17 protein-coding genes and 1 pseudogene are annotated in these 14,639 nt (G+C 69.7%); 11 read left to right on the forward strand and 7 right to left on the reverse strand.

Annotated features, from left to right (window positions below; all coding sequences use genetic code 11):
* Positions 1-144: 144 nt before the first annotated feature.
* The 3 genes from ACFRIC_RS07160 to ACFRIC_RS07170 all read left to right on the forward strand — a co-directional run bounded on the left by ACFRIC_RS07160 (position 145) and on the right by ACFRIC_RS07170 (position 2,993).
* On the forward strand, positions 145-462 hold the full coding sequence (locus ACFRIC_RS07160; protein WP_382780855.1) for a UBP-type zinc finger domain-containing protein: 318 nt from the start codon (positions 145-147) through the stop codon (positions 460-462).
* 180 nt (positions 463-642) lie between these two features.
* Positions 643-1,629, forward strand: coding sequence for a phosphotransferase family protein (locus tag ACFRIC_RS07165; protein WP_382780654.1), 987 nt, complete (start codon positions 643-645; stop codon positions 1,627-1,629).
* Positions 1,626-2,993: an MATE family efflux transporter gene (locus tag ACFRIC_RS07170; protein WP_382780656.1), complete on the forward strand. Its 1,368-nt coding sequence runs from the start codon at positions 1,626-1,628 to the stop codon at positions 2,991-2,993. Before ACFRIC_RS07165 ends, ACFRIC_RS07170 begins: the two co-directional genes overlap by 4 nt.
* 449 nt (positions 2,994-3,442) lie before the next feature.
* On the opposite strand, the gene ACFRIC_RS07175 is transcribed toward ACFRIC_RS07170, so the two are convergent.
* Positions 3,443-3,940 carry a hypothetical protein gene (locus ACFRIC_RS07175; protein ID WP_382780659.1) on the reverse strand — a complete coding sequence of 166 codons (498 nt, stop codon included), beginning with the start codon at positions 3,938-3,940 and terminating at the stop codon, positions 3,443-3,445.
* A gap of 54 nt (positions 3,941-3,994) precedes the next feature.
* On the reverse strand, positions 3,995-4,957 hold the full coding sequence (locus tag ACFRIC_RS07180; protein WP_382780661.1) for a zinc-binding dehydrogenase: 963 nt from the start codon (positions 4,955-4,957) through the stop codon (positions 3,995-3,997).
* A gap of 172 nt (positions 4,958-5,129) precedes the next feature.
* Between ACFRIC_RS07180 and ACFRIC_RS07185 the strand changes: the two genes are divergently transcribed.
* Together ACFRIC_RS07185 and ACFRIC_RS07190 are read left to right on the forward strand one after the other, a co-directional pair.
* Positions 5,130-5,774, forward strand: coding sequence for a TetR/AcrR family transcriptional regulator (locus ACFRIC_RS07185; RefSeq protein ID WP_382780664.1), 645 nt, complete (start codon positions 5,130-5,132; stop codon positions 5,772-5,774).
* Between the two features lie 211 nt (positions 5,775-5,985).
* On the forward strand, positions 5,986-6,729 hold the full coding sequence (locus ACFRIC_RS07190; RefSeq protein ID WP_382780667.1) for an SOS response-associated peptidase: 744 nt from the start codon (positions 5,986-5,988) through the stop codon (positions 6,727-6,729).
* A 104-nt stretch (positions 6,730-6,833) separates the two neighbouring features.
* Here ACFRIC_RS07190 and ACFRIC_RS07195 read toward each other — a convergent pair whose 3' ends face one another.
* The gene (locus tag ACFRIC_RS07195; RefSeq protein ID WP_382780670.1) at positions 6,834-7,040 is read right to left on the reverse strand and encodes a hypothetical protein; all 207 of its coding nucleotides are present in this window, start codon (positions 7,038-7,040) and stop codon (positions 6,834-6,836) included.
* A gap of 106 nt (positions 7,041-7,146) precedes the next feature.
* Between ACFRIC_RS07195 and ACFRIC_RS07200 the strand changes: the two genes are divergently transcribed.
* A complete protein-coding gene (locus ACFRIC_RS07200) occupies positions 7,147-7,974 on the forward strand; it encodes a restriction endonuclease (RefSeq protein WP_382780673.1) in 828 nt (275 codons plus the stop codon).
* A 113-nt stretch (positions 7,975-8,087) separates the two neighbouring features.
* Here ACFRIC_RS07200 and ACFRIC_RS07205 read toward each other — a convergent pair whose 3' ends face one another.
* Positions 8,088-8,216: a hypothetical protein gene (locus ACFRIC_RS07205; protein WP_382780675.1), complete on the reverse strand. Its 129-nt coding sequence runs from the start codon at positions 8,214-8,216 to the stop codon at positions 8,088-8,090.
* A gap of 1 nt (position 8,217) precedes the next feature.
* Here ACFRIC_RS07205 and ACFRIC_RS07210 point away from each other — a divergent pair, with 1 nt between their 5' ends.
* Positions 8,218-8,544, forward strand: a complete 327-nt coding sequence (locus ACFRIC_RS07210) for an ankyrin repeat domain-containing protein (RefSeq protein WP_382780678.1) — start codon at positions 8,218-8,220, stop codon at positions 8,542-8,544.
* 205 nt (positions 8,545-8,749) lie between these two features.
* On the opposite strand, the gene ACFRIC_RS07215 is transcribed toward ACFRIC_RS07210, so the two are convergent.
* Positions 8,750-9,448 carry a DUF4232 domain-containing protein gene (locus ACFRIC_RS07215; protein WP_382780681.1) on the reverse strand — a complete coding sequence of 233 codons (699 nt, stop codon included), beginning with the start codon at positions 9,446-9,448 and terminating at the stop codon, positions 8,750-8,752.
* A gap of 473 nt (positions 9,449-9,921) precedes the next feature.
* Here ACFRIC_RS07215 and ACFRIC_RS07220 point away from each other — a divergent pair, with 473 nt between their 5' ends.
* On the forward strand, positions 9,922-10,764 hold the full coding sequence (locus ACFRIC_RS07220) for an ATP-grasp domain-containing protein (RefSeq protein ID WP_382780683.1): 843 nt from the start codon (positions 9,922-9,924) through the stop codon (positions 10,762-10,764).
* Positions 10,765-11,020: 256 nt separating this feature from the next.
* Here ACFRIC_RS07220 and ACFRIC_RS07225 read toward each other — a convergent pair whose 3' ends face one another.
* On the reverse strand, positions 11,021-11,731 hold the full coding sequence (locus tag ACFRIC_RS07225) for a hypothetical protein (protein ID WP_382780685.1): 711 nt from the start codon (positions 11,729-11,731) through the stop codon (positions 11,021-11,023).
* Positions 11,732-11,935: 204 nt separating this feature from the next.
* Between ACFRIC_RS07225 and ACFRIC_RS07230 the strand changes: the two genes are divergently transcribed.
* The gene (locus ACFRIC_RS07230; protein WP_382780858.1) at positions 11,936-12,022 is read left to right on the forward strand and encodes a hypothetical protein; all 87 of its coding nucleotides are present in this window, start codon (positions 11,936-11,938) and stop codon (positions 12,020-12,022) included.
* Between the two features lie 90 nt (positions 12,023-12,112).
* On the opposite strand, the gene ACFRIC_RS07235 is transcribed toward ACFRIC_RS07230, so the two are convergent.
* The gene (locus ACFRIC_RS07235) at positions 12,113-13,207 is read right to left on the reverse strand and encodes a barstar family protein (RefSeq protein WP_382780688.1); all 1,095 of its coding nucleotides are present in this window, start codon (positions 13,205-13,207) and stop codon (positions 12,113-12,115) included.
* A 231-nt stretch (positions 13,208-13,438) separates the two neighbouring features.
* Here ACFRIC_RS07235 and ACFRIC_RS07240 point away from each other — a divergent pair, with 231 nt between their 5' ends.
* Together ACFRIC_RS07240 and ACFRIC_RS07245 are read left to right on the forward strand one after the other, a co-directional pair.
* A complete protein-coding gene (locus ACFRIC_RS07240; protein WP_382780691.1) occupies positions 13,439-14,182 on the forward strand; it encodes a hypothetical protein in 744 nt (247 codons plus the stop codon).
* Between the two features lie 87 nt (positions 14,183-14,269).
* Positions 14,270-14,598 (forward strand): annotated as a pseudogene (locus tag ACFRIC_RS07245) (transposase); the annotation flags it as partial.
* Between the last annotated feature and the right edge of the window lie 41 nt (positions 14,599-14,639).

Raw genomic sequence — 14,639 nt, forward strand, 5'->3', positions numbered from 1 at the left:
GAGCGCACAGGTCCTGGACGATCACCGGCTTCGGCCTGCTTTCCCTTTCGCGGTGCGCATCCATGCGTACCCGCATGCGAGAAGTAGGGGTGACGTTCGTACGGCGACCGCCGGCAGGTGAGAGGCGACACCATGACGGAGTGGATGGTCAGGCCGGACGGCGGCCGTCCGCAGGGCCGGCACTGTCCCCATGCCGCCGACGCGGGCCCGGCACCGGCACCCCAGAGCCGTGTGTGCACGGAGTGCTCCGCCCAGGGGCACGAGGAGACGCGGCTGAGGCTCTGCCTGACCTGCGGCCACGTGGGATGCAGCGACAGCGCGCCAGGCGCCCACGCCACCGCTCACCACGAATCGAGCGGTCACCCCCTGGTGCGGTCCGCGGAGCCGGGCGAGGAGCCGTGGGCCTGGTGCTACGTCGATGAAGTGTTCCTGTGTCCGCGCGACGGCCGCTCGCCACGGTGAGCGGTGAAGACCGGCTTCCCCCACCTCGGTTGGCGTGATCTTGCCGCAGCCCCATGGATGTATGGCCACTACATGGTGTCTACTTCTTCCGGAGCGGTCCCGTCCCGGGCGGTGCGCCGGTACAGCACGGGCCCCACACCCGCCGGCGGCACCAGGACACCACCGTCGAAGGGGCTGGGTGTGGAGAGCATCACCAAGAACCGGCAGTCGTCCGACACGCTGCGCGCCATGATCGAGCGCGCCTACGGCGCCGACCGGGTCCCGACCGGTGAGGGCTGGGCGAGCGAGCTGGGGCACGGCTGGTTCAACGTCGCCTACCGGATACGCCTCAGGGACGGCGCCGAGGTCGTCCTGAAGATAGCCCCGCCGCCGCACGTGGAGGTCATGACCTACGAACGCGGCGCCATGGCGACCGAGCTGGCCACGATCCAACTGCTGCGCGAGCACACCTCGGTTCCGGTGCCCGCCGTCGACTTCGCCGACCGGAGCCGTGAACTGTGCGACGCCGACTGGTTCTTCATGCCGTACGTCGACGCCGACAACCTCGGAGTCATCGTCGAGTCGCTCCCGACCACCGAGCGCGACGCCTGCATGGAGCAGGTCGGCGCGGCCAACCGGCAGATCAACTCCCTGCGCGGCACGGCGTTCGGACCGCTGGCCGGACCAGGCGACAGGAGCTGGCGGCGGGTGTTCACCGGCATGCTGGAGGACGTCCTGCGCGACGGTGAGCGTCGGAGCGTGGACATCGGCTGGTCCTACGACACGGTCCGCGCGGTCGTCGCCGAACACGCCGGCAGCCTCGACGAGGTCACCGAACCGCGCCTGGTCGAGTGGGACCTCTGGGAAAGCAACGTCATGGTCCGCGACGGAAAGCTCGTCTGCGTCATCGACCATGAACGCGCCTTCTACGGAGACCCGTTGATCGAGGCGGGCTTCACCGGCATCCAACTGGCCGCCTTCGGCGACCCGGAGGCCTTCATGCGCGGCTACGGCCACGGCGAACTGACCGGGACCCAGCAGGTGCGCCGCCGCCTGTACGGCCTCTACTTGATGCTGATCATGGTCATCGAGACCGTGTACCGCGGTCACGCCGACACGAAGCAGTACGACTGGGCCCGCCCCCACCTCGACGAGGCGATGGCGTCGCTCGGCCGCACGCGACGGTGACCACCACCCCGCTCGCCCGCGTCCCCGACGCCACCACCCGCCTCGGCACCGACCCGGTGGGCCCACTGCTCCTGCGGTCGTGCGCCCAGACCACCGCGGCCGTGGGCGTGTACGGCGTCTACGCCCTGACCAACGCCTGGTTCGTCGGTCACGGGGTGGGCGACACCGCGATGGCCGCGGTCAACCTGGCCGCCCCGCTGCTGCTGTTGCTCGGCGCGGTGTCCACCACCGTCGGCGCGGGCGGCGCCTCCCTGATCTCCCGTGCCCTGGGCATGGGGGACCGGGAGGCCGCGGCCCGCGCGGCCGGAAACTCCTTCACGCTGTTCTGGCTGTGCGCCGCCATCACCACCACGCTCGGCCTGGCCTTCCTCGACCCGCTGCTCAGCCTCCTGGGTGCCCACGGCGAACTGCGCGAGTCGGCCCGCCCCTACGCCGTGATCCTGCTGTGCGGGGCACTGGTCGCCACGGGGTTCTCCAGCCTGGTCCGTGCCGAAGGCCGCACCGGTTACGCGACCCTGCTGTGGCTCGTGGCCGTCGCCGTGCAGATCACCCTCGACCCGCTGCTGATCTTCGGACTCGGCATGGGCGTACGCGGTGCGGCCCTCGGCACCGTCGGCGGCCAGGCCGTCTCCGCGGCGATGAGTCTGTGGTTCTTCTTCCGCCGATCCGGCCGCCCCTACCGCGTCCGCGCCCGGGACCTCCTGCCCCACGGCCCGACCTTGCGCGCCCTGCTCGGCGTCGGCCTGCCGTCGTTCCTGGCCGGAACGGGCGTCACCCTGCTGGCCGTTGTCGTCAACAGCTCGCTCGCCGCCACCGGTTCGGCCACCGCCCTGGCCGCCTACGCCGTCTGCGCCCGCCTTCAGACCTTCGCGACGATGCCGCACACCGGCCTCAGCCAGGGGCTGCAGCCCATCGTCGGCTACAACACCGGCCGCGGCCTGCCTCATCGCGCCCGGCGCGCCCGCGACCTCGCGCTCCTCGCCTCCCTCCTCTACGGACTGCTCAGCGCCGCCGCCCTCATCCTCTCGGCCCGTCCCCTGGCCGCCCAGTTCCTGCACGACGCCGACGCCGTCGGCACCGCCGCACAAGCGCTGCGCGTCATCGCCCTCGGCCTGGCCGTCGCCGGCATCAGTCCCCTCGTCGCCGCCTACGCCCAAGCCGTGGGCCGCCCCGCCCCCGCCTACCTGGCAACCATCGGCACCCTTCTCCTGGTCAAGATCCCCCTCGTCGTCGCCCTGGGCAGACTCGGCCCACACGGCATCTGGACAGCACTCGCCGCAGGCGAACTGGCCACCGCGGCCGTCGCCCTGCTCCTGCTCCGGCACCTCGGCAGCACGAGGCCGCCGACGGCCAGGAAGCCATGAGGTCAGCCCCAGCAGCGACGGGCCCACCAACCCTCATCCGGGGAGGCGTACGGGTCGGGCCAGGTCCGTGCCACGTAGAGCGCGTCGAGTGGTTCGACCATGGACCTAAGTTCGCGTGCCGGCCGCGAAGGCAGAGCATGAAGCGCGAGTTCGAGGACTGCGCGTTCGTCAGTCGAACAGGCGGGATGGCAGAGCGGGCAGCCGCAGCCGCCGGACAATGCACGAGCCGGACGGTGGGCTGTACGTGACCACTCGAGCAGGGCTTGGGCCAGCGCACCCGGCCACAGCCGTTCACGTTCCAACCGAGCCGCAGCTACGAACAGCCTGCGTGAACCACGGGAGAATCCCGGCTCTGATGGTTCTCCTGGCCGCCGATGTGCGGCCCGACCGGCAGCCCGGACTTGAGACGGCCGTCTACGCGGCATCGGCCTCCCTGTTCGTCGAGCCGTTCACGAGCTTTGCCGGAGTCGCTCCGCGGCCTGGGCGGGGGTGTCGTAGTAGCCAGGCCGTGCCAGCAGTACCGAGTTGAAGTAGTGGCCCTGTTCTTCCTCCGGCTCGTCGTCGGCCGCGAACGGGCGCCAGAAGCTCAGGAGCAGGTCAGGGGCGATGAAAGACGCTCGATCGTCGGGGTCTGCCTCGATCGAGGTGTACTCGCCCATGCGCTGCACCACCTCGCGGGCCGGGATCGCGAACACGTCCAGGCCCCGGAAGAGGACGCGGTCGGTCCGGGACAAGGGCCGCCCGAGCTCGACGGCTTCGAGCAGGTCTCGCGTGCACTGGATGCTGATCATCAGCCCACCGGGACGGAAGATGTGCTGGCCCGGCCGGTCGGACTCCGAGACCGCGGAGGGATCGCGGAGCGAGTCCAGCGCCGTGTCGGCCGATTGCCGAGTCATGCCGATCCGCAACGGGCCAACGCCGTTCGGTGGGGCGAGGTCGAAGTCCATGCGGGCATGATCCCAGTTTCGCCACCCGGGCTGCGAACGCTTTCGCGGCCTGACTCAGGGCGTCAGCACGATCCTGCCGAACACCTTTCCCGCGTCCATCTCGCGGTGGGCCCGTACCGCCTGGTCCAGCGGCAACACCTCGTGTACGACGGTACGCAGGTCCCCGTGCACAGCATCGGCGAAGTGGGACGACCGCACGGCCTGCCGGTCGGGGCCGGGCACGGTGTCAGAGCTGAATGTGGCGAACGACAACGATCTACGGAAGGCGTCCATGAGCCGCATGCCGAAGTCCGTCGGCGGCTGCCCACCGACCACGCCGACAGCCACGTAGCGCCCGTTGGAGTTCAACTTGTCCAGGAACAGGGGAAGCCGGGGACCAGCCACGACATCGATCACCACGTCGAAGCCCGCCGGTGTCTGCGGGCCGCCCTCGCCGGAGCGGTCGAGGACGTGAGTCGCGCCCAGGTCCCGCAGGCGGGCGCCGCGCTCCGCCGACGAGGTCGTGACCGCCACGGCGCTCGCGCCGTTCCTGGCCGCGAGCTGGACCGCCGTGATTCCGATGCTTCCCGCCGCACCGCGCACGAGCACCGTCTCGCCTGGCGTGAAACGGGCCCGTTCCAGAGCGAAGTGGGCGACCACGCCGGAGCCGCCGAGGGTCACCGCGTCCGCGCCGGTCAGGCCGTCAGGCAGCGCAAGAACGTCCTCGGCCGAGGCGACGGCCCGCTCGGCGTACCCACCGGACAGGCCCGTGAACGCCCACACCCGGCGCCCGATCCACGAGGCGTCCACGCCCTCTCCCACCGCGGTGACCTCTCCCGCCACCTCGCTGCCGAGGAGATGGCCCTCCCGGAAGCCGTAGGCGGCAAGCGTTCCCCGGCGGATCACGGCGTCCACGCCGCCTACCCCGATCGCCTCCGTGGTGATCAGAACCTGCCCCGGGGCGGGAACGGGCACGGGCACATCGACGATCTCCAAGCCGTCGGGGTCTCCGAACGTCCTGATCACGACGGCTTTCATCTCTGCTCCTCGGGTCGTTGGAAGGACGGATCGCCGCTGTTGCGGCCGCGGGTCGAGCTGCCCCCCGGGGGGGGGGCCATGCCACCACCGGCGAAGTGTCGTCGGGACGGGGGCCGACACCGCCATCGGACCGTAACGGACACCCCCGTCCGTTTGGCTAAAGTGAGAAACGATGACCGACCATTTGCCTCAGACCCTGCGTTCCGACGCCCGCGACAACCGGGCCCGCATCCTGGACGCCGCCCGCTCGGTGCTCGGGGAAAAGGGCCTGAGCGCGCCCATGCGTGAGATCGCCCGGCACGCAGGCGTCGGCCCCGCCACGCTGTACCGGCACTTCCCGACCAAGCAGGAACTGATCGCGGAGACCTTCGCCGAGCAGCGGCGAGCCTGCCACGCCGCCGTCCGCGACGCCCTCGCGGACTCGGACCCGTGGCACGGATTCCGGAGCCTGATCGAGCGGATCTGTGAACTTCACACCCACAGCAGAGGATTCGCCGACGCCTTCATGACGACCTTCCCCGAGGCCATGGACTTCGCCGCCGACCGGGAGCGGACCCTGCGCGCGGTCGGTGAACTGGCCCGCCGCGCCCAGGAGATGGGCCGACTGCGCCCCGGCTTCGTCATCGACGACCTGATCCTCATCCTCATGGCCCACCGCGGCCTCCAGGACATGCCGCGTGCCGCCCGGGTCACAGCCTCCCACCGCTTCGCCGCCTACGTGATCGAGGCGTTCCGCGCCGCACCAGAGACGGAAGCGCCGACGCCGCTGCCGCCGGCACCACGCCTGCAGCTCACACACACGCCCAGCGCACCGTAGGTTCCGTGATCCGTGATCCGTGATCCGTCATCCGGCATCCGTCTTCCGTCATCCCCGGAGATCGAACCTCGCCCTACGAAATGAGCTCGCCGGCCACGGCCGGCAGAACCGACAGCCCAGGGATCCTGAAAGACCTCTGCTACGACAGCCGTCCCCGGAGACACGGTGTCGGTGCGGGGCGTGCGGCTCTCGGCGGTGAAAGACTGGCGGTATGTGTGGTCGGTACGCATCCACTCGCAGCCCGCAGGAGCTGGCGCCGCTCTTCCACGTGCCCGACGTACCCGCGCGGGAGACGCTCGCGCCGAGCTGGAATGTCGCCCCGACCGACGACGTGTGGGCCGTCCTCGAACGCGCACCCCGCGGCCAGGACGACACCGGCCCGGTGGAGCGGGAGCTCCGGCCGCTGCGCTGGGGTCTGGTCCCGTCCTGGGCGAAGGACGTGAAGGCCGGCGCCCGGATGATCAACGCGCGGGTCGAGACGGTGCACGAAAAGCCCGCGTTCCGCCGTGCGTTCACCCGACACCGCTGCCTGTTGCCCGCCGACGGCTTCTACGAATGGGAGCAGGTCAAGGACCCCGGAACGGGCAAGGCGCGCAAGCAGCCGTACTTCATCCACTCCGAGAACGGGGAGGTGATGGCGTTCGCCGGGCTGTACGCCTACTGGCGCGACCAGACGGTCAAGCAGGACGACGACCCGGCTGCCTGGCTGATGAGCTGCACCATCATCACCACCGAAGCCACCGACACCGCCGGCCGCGTTCACCCCCGCATGCCGCTCGCCCTCACCCCCGAGCACTACGACGCCTGGCTGGATCCCGGTCACCAGGACCCCGATGAGCTCCGTGCGTTGCTCGGCCAGCCGGCGGACGGTCACCTGTACGCCCGCCCTGTCTCCACGGCCGTCAACAGCGTCCGCAACAACGGCCCTCAGCTCCTGGACGAACTCGTCTCCTAGGAGCTGTGGTCGAAATGGCAGGTCAACACGGCTGGGGGGCGATGTCGGCCCGAGTGCCCGTTCCTGGGCAGCACGTGTCGGCGGCGAGGTGGTGTGAAGGGCCGTCAGGCGAAGAGGTTCGTGAACAGCCCCGCGGCGAGGAAGGCAGCCATGGCGACCCCGGTCACCAGGGTCACGAACAGGCCCGGTTCGCCGTAACCCTGCAGACGGGCACGTAGGGGCTTGCCGGGTCGTAACGGAAGCCGCGAGCTGCTTTGCCACGACGTGCGGCAGAAGCCCCGCACTTGGTCCTGATCGTCGTCTCCGCCCACGACTGGACTCGCGCCGCGGCGTGCACGACGGAACGCGGTAGAACGGCCGCTACCTGGGAAGACGCGAATTGATCTTCGTTGACGTCCCAGGGGAGGAAACATCACCATGGCCGTTCCCGCACGCTCCCGTCGTACCGCGCGCCACTCCCGCCGGTTCGAACTCCGGGCGACGGCCCTCTACTTCGCGCTCCTCGCCGTCATCCTCGCTCTGGTGGGCGCGGCCGCCCGCACAGCGGCCGCTGCCGCGGTGCACCGTCCCGCCTGGGCCGTGGCGCTCGCCCTCATGGGCGTCGGCGCCGTCATGGCCGGCTGCCGCGGGAAGCGCCGCATATCGGCGGCCAGGATCGCGCGGCGCGCGGCTGCAGCCCTGGACGAAGCCACGCAGACGGCTGTCGAAGCACTCGACGCGGCGTCACCGGCTCCCGCCGTCGCCCTGGCCCCCGCCGGGCCCGGCGCCTGCGGCGGACGCCTCGGCACGGAACCCACCGTCCTGCTTCCCGAGACCATGCCCGAGGCGCCCGCGGTCACGGTGGAGATCGCCTACGAGACCCTGGACCCGGACGAGTTCGAGCAGGCGGTGGCCGAACTGTGCCGGCGCGACGGCTGTCTCGACGTGGAGGTCGTGGGCGGGGCCGGCGACCTGGGCGCCGACGTCGTGGCGAGGACGCCAGACGGGCGCTCGCTCGTCATCCAGTGCAAGCGGTACTGCGACGGCAACCGGGTCGGCTCACAGGACCTGCAGCGCTTCGGCGGCACCTGCTTCACCGTTCACGGCGCCGATGTCGCTGTCGTGGTCACCACCAGCGACTTCACCGCCCCCGCCCTCGACTACGCAGAGCAGTGCGGCATCGTGTGCGTCGACGGTCCGCAACTGCAGCACTGGCAGGAGGGCGCGGGACCGCGGCCTTGGGATGCGGAGCCGTCGGCGGGCTGATGCGGGCTGATGCGGGTCGGGGGCGGCGCCGGCCGGTGGGGTTGCCACCAAGGTCCGCGAGTCCCGGACCAGTTCGCGATGGCGGGACCTCTTGGACCGGGCTCAGTTTTCGGTCACCCCTGGGCCACGCTCGGACCCTGCGGGTCGGCTGTCACGACGTACTGGCTGAGGAGTTCACGGTCGAGGAAGGCGGAGTGCAAGGGGAGGGCCAGGTCGATGGGGATGGGCGGGTTGAATGGCATCGTGAACGACTACTGGACGCCGGCCCATTTTGCGGTGGAGCACGAGGACGCCGAGACATTGGCGCGTCTTCTTGCCGCCGGTTCCGATCCCGACGAGGTACAGGGCACCTCGACGCTCTTGACGCACGCGATCGACGTCGAGGGTGACAGCAGTTTGCAGAGCGGGCACCCGCTCACCGTTCATACCACTGCCGTCCTGCTGGCCTTCGGTGCCGACCCGCAACTAGCGGATCCCGACGGTCACACGCCCATGGACGTGGCCGAGCAGTACGACCACACGCTGGCGATTGCTCTGTTGCGGAGACACCTCATGCTCGGGTTCCACTGAGGCCAGGGGAACGGCTCTGCGCTGCATCTACGGCCAACCTCAGTGGCCGAGTCACCCGTTGTGACTCGGCACTGTGGCAGTTGGCGGTTGGCAGTTGGCAGTTGGCAGTCGGCAGGGGAGTGCGCGCCTCGGGCCCGGATCGCGTTCAAAGCGCGGGCGTCACGGGTGGTGCTCTTGACGAAGCTTGCCCTGCCTAGGCGGGTGGTCAGTAGGTCAGTGCGTCCTCGGCGGTACCGAAGAAGCTGGTGACCTGGCCGTCGTTGACCGTGACGGGACCACCGTTGATCGGCACGGTCGTCGGATCTTCGGAAGCGGTGAGTGCAACTGCCATTTTGTCGGCGCTCTTGCCCCCCGCGGTGTCCGCGCGCGAGAACAAGATCCCCGCATAGGCGTTCTGGCCGGGCTCAAGAATCCAGTCCTTGCCGTCGGGTCCCATGTGCTCGGCAGCGCCGTCGAGCCCCGGAATCGTGATCACCAGCTCGTTCGCCGACAGCAGGCAGGGGTCGCTGCCCTTGTTGCTCGCCGTCAGCAAGGCGTGGTTGACCGGCCTGGACGCGACGGTGACCTTGTAGCTCAGGTCGGCCGTCTCGCACATGCCGACGCCTCCGTCCTGGCCGTCGTCGGAGGCGGGCTTCGACGGTGCCGGGGTGCTCGGGCTGGCGGAGGTTTTCCCGCTGCCGCTGCCGCTGCCGCTGCCGCTGCCGCTCCCGCTGTCACCCGGGTCGGCTGACGAGGGTGTGGCCGTGTTCTTGTCAGCAGGCGTGGCAGAAGGGCTCGCGTGCGTTCCCGAGGCGGCCGCGTCGTTCTCGGCGTCGCCGTTGCATGCGGTCAGGGTCGCCAGGATGCCGAGCGACAGAGCGGCGAGCGCGGCGGTGGTACGGCGTGAACGAGCTGTGTGAGCCATGAGAAGTCCCCCGGGATTCGGAATGTCCCGGTGATAGTGCCTCATAGGAGCGACGCTGCCGTCTGATCACACCGAGAGGGAGCGATCTCTGAACAGGCTCGTGACATTGTGACGGTGACCGGGGCGACGGAGGACACGCCACGCGCATCTCCCGCCGGTGCCGGGAACCGGCAGCTCAGATGTCAGATCCGCCTGGAACACTGCGGACGTGGATCACGAGACCCCCACGCGACCTTGGGAAGCTTGCGCCGACACCCTGCCGTCCAGAGCACGGGCGGAACTCACCCGTACCCACTGCCAACGGCCTCGACGCCGAAAATCCACACGCCACGGCGCGCTCGAAACATGACCGTCGTCGACGGCACGCCACGGTCCCCACCCACCAGGTGTCCGCGAGACTCGGATCGGTCGCGGATCCGGCCCTCGGATCCCGGGGCGCGGGCCCGAATTCGGTGGACTGCCCGAGCGGACCGATGGCATGGTCATCGATCGTGACGAACCACGGTTTCCTGGCGTTGGCGCCGCAGTACACCACGACCTCCGAGCTGCTGGCGACGTCGGCACGTCGGCGGGGCATGGACGTCGAAGTCCTGCCCGCCCAGGGCGGCGCGGGCATCACAACGGGGAGGCGCGGCGGCCACTACTACGGCGGTCCCGTCTTCGCGGCGGGCGTCGTGGACGAACTTGAGCTGGCGCTCCTGGAGCCCTCCGACGATTGGCTGATCACCGTGCCCCTCACGTACACGGGACGGCATATCGCCATGGCGACCCTGGGCGAGGCCCGTCGCCTGACCCGGCCGGCCTTCGTCAAGCCGCCGACCGACAAGAGCTTCCCGGCCGCCGTCTACGCCGACGGTGGTCGGCTCCCGGCGGGGCCCGAGCTGCCGCCCGACGTCCCCGTGCAGATCAGCGATGTGGTGACCTGGGCGACGGAGTTCCGCCTCTACGTCCTGGACGGCGAGGTCCGCACGGGTTCGCAGTACGCCACCTTCGGCCGCCTCGACGCCCAGCCCCTCGACGGCCATCGCCACGAGGACGCCGTCCTGGCGTTCGCGAAGGACTTTCTGGCCGGCTGCGGCGACGGCCTGCCCAGCGCCGTGGTGGTGGACGTCGGGTTCCTGACCCCACCCGAGCCCGGCGCCACCGACCAGTGGGCGGTGGTCGAGGCGAACATGGCGTGGTTCAGCAACACCTACGCCGCGGACCCCGACCGGGCCTTGGACGTCGTCCTCCGCGCCGCCGGCCCACGTACCCGGATGGCGGCCCGCGACCGCCGCTTCTGCCGCACCACCGAGACCGCCCGTCCCGCCGGCTGAGGAGCGGCAGGCAAGGACTTGGGCCTCGCTGCGGCGGGATGCCGGTCGGCATTCGCGCGGGCAGAACTTCCGTTCCGGGGCAGGTCGGTGGTGAACTCCGGACTCGTTGCGGACGCAGACTTTCCGATGGATACGAGCCCACCGGGCACGCCGGGGAAACGCACACGATGGATGGGGAGATCACCTGAGCAGGTTTGGCCGGGGCCGGAGCAGAGACATGGGTTCTCCGTTCCGGCCGGCCTGGTCGCCCGGCGTCTCAGTACTGCTCGGCCACTTGCTCGGCGATCGAGAACTCGGCGCCGCACTCGCCGCACGTTCCCTCGCCGAACAAGTAGGTGAGGGCGAGCGCGACTGTGTCGACGCCGGCCTCGCGGGCCGCGTCATAGAGCACGCGCGCAGGCCCCTCCAGGTCGGCCGACGCAGCAGCGCGAAGCGGTGAGCCCTCCGGATCGCCGGGCTCCCAGTCACCGACGGCGGAGAAGTAGCCACCCTCGCCGATGGAGACGAACACCCCCATCTCGCATTCGGGGCAGAACACCTCGATGGTCCCGTCGGCCAAGCCTTCCAGGGCCGAGGACCAGACGGGGACACCGTCAAGCGCCATGGCGGTCTGCAGCAGATAAACGTAGAAGCCGGGCTCGGCGGGGCGGCGGATCCGAGCGTGAGCCAAAGCCCGCAGCCGCTCGATCAGGGCGCCGTGCTGACCGCGGGTCTCATCATCGGCAGCAGCGGCGATCGCTCCGGCCAGGAGCAGGGCGTTGTCGCCGTCCTTGCCCGCCTCGCCTCCCAGATCGGCCAGCGGAGCAAGAGCAGCGAAGCTCGCCGAGTAGACACTGCCCTGATGGCACAAGCGTGACCACAGGTCGCTCCATACCTCGTCGTTGGGCTCTGTGCCCAGCCGTTCGAACAGGGCCGGGATGTCCTCGGCGGTGCCGTACGCGTGCTTCAACTGCGACCAATCCGTCATGCGGGCATCCAACCAAGCCGTCCCTCGCTGGCTCACAGCGGGACAGGGCTACCTGGCGCCGGCGTCCACGTGGGGAACTCGGGTGGGCAGGTCTGACCAACACCAGAGCAGTGGTCTGCACCCCACGCACACGCCATCAACTGGGGAAGACCGCTTCTCTCACTCCGCGACGAACGTCGGAACGCGTTCCGGCTGCTGGTTGCGGTGCTCGCGATCACCGACGGACGACGTCGCGAGCGCAACTGCTCGAGCGGGTGCGGTCCTTGGTGGCACAAGGCTGTCCGCCGTTGACTGATTCCTGCGTCGGCCCCTGTACGAGGCGCGTAGTAGCCCGACGGCGCGACAGCGGCGTTGAGCCAATACCGTGGCAGCGTGACCAACTCACGTGCAGGTCACGTGCATCCCGCCCTCGGTCAGGACTTCGAGCACCAGGGCGACCAGGTCGTATTGCTCCCCTTCCGGTGTCAGGAGGTGGGACAGGTGCTCGCGCGAGGTCGCGGCGTTCCGCCAGAGCAGGGTTGCGGGGGCGGTGTAGCCGAAGGTGCCGCGCAGACAGTCCACGAGGGCGTCGAGACAGCCGCCGAAGTAGCCGCCCGGGCCGTTGACGGCCTCGCCGAGTGCCAGGTAGAGGCCCGGTTCGTCGGTGATGTGGCGGCCGTCCAGCTCGTACGCGTGTCCGGCGGGCCGGTCCTGGTGCTTCAGCCGGCAGCCTCGCTCCCGGACGAGATCGAGCCATGCCCCGCGCTGCCGGGTATTGAGTTCGGTCCAGGCGCCAGGGGTGTCCGGCGGCCCGGCGAGCCAGCGTTCCCAGACGGGCCGGGCGTGTCCCGGTACGGGGGCGAGCTCTGCGTCGAGTTCCAGATCGATCAGGTCCGTCCCGCGGGAGGACGGGCGCCACGTGCGCACTTTGGGCCACAGCAACCGGTCGGTGAGCGGCTCGCCTCTGTCGTCCCGTATCTCCAGCTGGGCCTCCTCGAGATCCAGCGCGCGGCGGGTGCCCGTCGTCAGTGCCCGCCGTAGCCGATCCCCCGGGGCAAGTCCGAGCAGGACGAGCGGGGGCGGTGCGTCCTCGGGCGGCAGGACGCGGGCGAACTCCCGGCAGGAGCCCAGCCACCGGTATCCGTCGTGCAGCCGGACCGGAGCTCGGTGCCCCTCGGGCGGCCCTTCGTAGTCGTCGATACCCGTGAGCACGAGGCCGTCCGTCCCCGGGGACTGTCCAAGGCTCTCCGCGTCCTCCAGCAGCCAGGCATCGAGTGTCCTGTCCTCCGGCACCAGCCACACCCGGCTGCCGACCCAGCCGCGCACCTCGACTCCGTCCGGAATCCACCCGAACAGTTCGTACGTCCCACGCCTGGGTTCCCTGAACAGCCCCTCCACCGCGGCGCAGACGCCCCAGACATGGCCGCTTTCCGTGTCCGCCAGCGTGTACCGCCCCTGCCCGCGATTTTCCCTGTCCACATGCACGGTGGGAATCATGCCCAGACCGGATGTGTCCCGGGAAGCGCTTTTCGTGGCCGGCAAGTGTGACTCGGAGCAGAGCGCTCCGTCTGGCGAACGACGCCGACCAGGGCGTGTGCCGTTGGTGGGCTGGGGTGGAGTTATCGATATGTCGAGCTGGATCAGCCGAAGGCTGCCGTCCAGCCTGGTGACGGAGGGCATCGGATCGGTTCGGCGGCTGACTTCGGTGGCTGGATCGTGGGGTGATCGGTGTCGGAGCTGGCTGAACTGGTCACCTTCGTGGTCGGAATGGACGGTGGGCTTCGGCGTCGTAGGCTGCGGCTCATGGACCTATGGCACGTCTTGGCGGACGGTGAACGACAGCAGTGGATCTTCGATCCGTTCGCGAGCGTGGGTCCACTGCGGTTTGGAATGACTTCCGACGAGGCGTCCGCTGTACTCGGCGGTGTCCTTCCGGGCACGCGCCAGCATTACGCTGACTGGGACGTCGTGTGCCACACCCACTCCGACGTGGGTCTGAAGGTCTACTTCGCGGCTAAGGGTTTGCGTGGAGTCTCGATCGATGCGCGTCGGGGGCCGCAAGTCCATGCGGACGAGACGGCGCTGGTCGGCCAGGTTCCCTCCGAGTTGGAACGGTGGCTGTTCGATCGTGCTGACAGCCGGGAACCGTTTACGGAGCTCTTTTATCTGCCGGGCGCGGAGCCCGGATCTCTGACTCTTGGGGTGGCGTTCTGTGTGCAGCGAGCCGGCGATCGTTTGCTCACGCGCCCCGTCTTCTTGAATCCCTGTGAGGTCATGCGTCGGTCGAGCGGTCCGTTGGGATCGACGGGATCGGTGGTGTCACTGGTCTTCGAGATGCTCTGGGTGGTCCGCCTGGCGGTGCTTTCGGGCCTTGCGGCCAGCTTCGGCATGCCCCACAGGGGCATCACGAGCACGGCTACCGCCATGGCGCCCAACAGCCAGCACAGAGCACGGGATGCGCGCATCCCGTAGCCCGATGACGTCATCTCATTTGGCTCAGTCGTGTTATCGATCGTGGTGGGAATCGTTGAGCGGCTGGTGCCGGACGCGTTGTGGGAGATGTTCCAGCGGGGGGTTCCGGAGGCGCCGACACGACCGCAGGGCGGTGGTTGTCGTCGGCACGGCGACCAGGAGGTGCTGGCCGCCATCGTGTTCGTGGCTACGTCCGGCTGCCCGTGGCAGCAGTTTCCGTCCGCATCCTTCGGGCCGTCCGGGGCGACGGCTCACCGCCGGTTCTCCGAGTGGAGCAAGGCCTGGGTGTGGGCGAAGCTCCACCACCTGGTCCTCGACGAGCTCGGCAGCCGTGGGCAGTTGGACTGGTCACGGTGCGCGATCGACTCGGTGAACATGCGGGCTTTGAAAAGGGGGAGCTGACAGTTCCGTTGCCAGCGACGGAACGGTCCATAGACCGTCTGCCACCTTCCATACT

The sequence above is a fragment of the Streptomyces sp. NPDC056738 genome, assembly GCF_042790435.1.
In the GTDB taxonomy this organism is placed as follows: domain Bacteria; phylum Actinomycetota; class Actinomycetes; order Streptomycetales; family Streptomycetaceae; genus Streptomyces.

Coding starts and splice junctions, on each gene's coding strand:
- ACFRIC_RS07190 (WP_382780667.1), top strand. CDS start 5,986: ATGTGTGGTCGGTACGCATCCACTCGCAGCCCGCAGGAGCTGGCGCCG.
- ACFRIC_RS07220 (WP_382780683.1), top strand. CDS start 9,922: ATGGCATGGTCATCGATCGTGACGAACCACGGTTTCCTGGCGTTGGCG.
- ACFRIC_RS07225 (WP_382780685.1), bottom strand. CDS start 11,731: ATGACGGATTGGTCGCAGTTGAAGCACGCGTACGGCACCGCCGAGGAC.
- ACFRIC_RS07215 (WP_382780681.1), bottom strand. CDS start 9,448: ATGGCTCACACAGCTCGTTCACGCCGTACCACCGCCGCGCTCGCCGCT.
- ACFRIC_RS07175 (WP_382780659.1), bottom strand. CDS start 3,940: ATGGACTTCGACCTCGCCCCACCGAACGGCGTTGGCCCGTTGCGGATC.
- ACFRIC_RS07180 (WP_382780661.1), bottom strand. CDS start 4,957: ATGAAAGCCGTCGTGATCAGGACGTTCGGAGACCCCGACGGCTTGGAG.
- ACFRIC_RS07160 (WP_382780855.1), top strand. CDS start 145: ATGGTCAGGCCGGACGGCGGCCGTCCGCAGGGCCGGCACTGTCCCCAT.
- ACFRIC_RS07200 (WP_382780673.1), top strand. CDS start 7,147: ATGGCCGTTCCCGCACGCTCCCGTCGTACCGCGCGCCACTCCCGCCGG.
- ACFRIC_RS07205 (WP_382780675.1), bottom strand. CDS start 8,216: ATGCCATTCAACCCGCCCATCCCCATCGACCTGGCCCTCCCCTTGCAC.
- ACFRIC_RS07235 (WP_382780688.1), bottom strand. CDS start 13,207: ATGATTCCCACCGTGCATGTGGACAGGGAAAATCGCGGGCAGGGGCGG.
- ACFRIC_RS07185 (WP_382780664.1), top strand. CDS start 5,130: ATGACCGACCATTTGCCTCAGACCCTGCGTTCCGACGCCCGCGACAAC.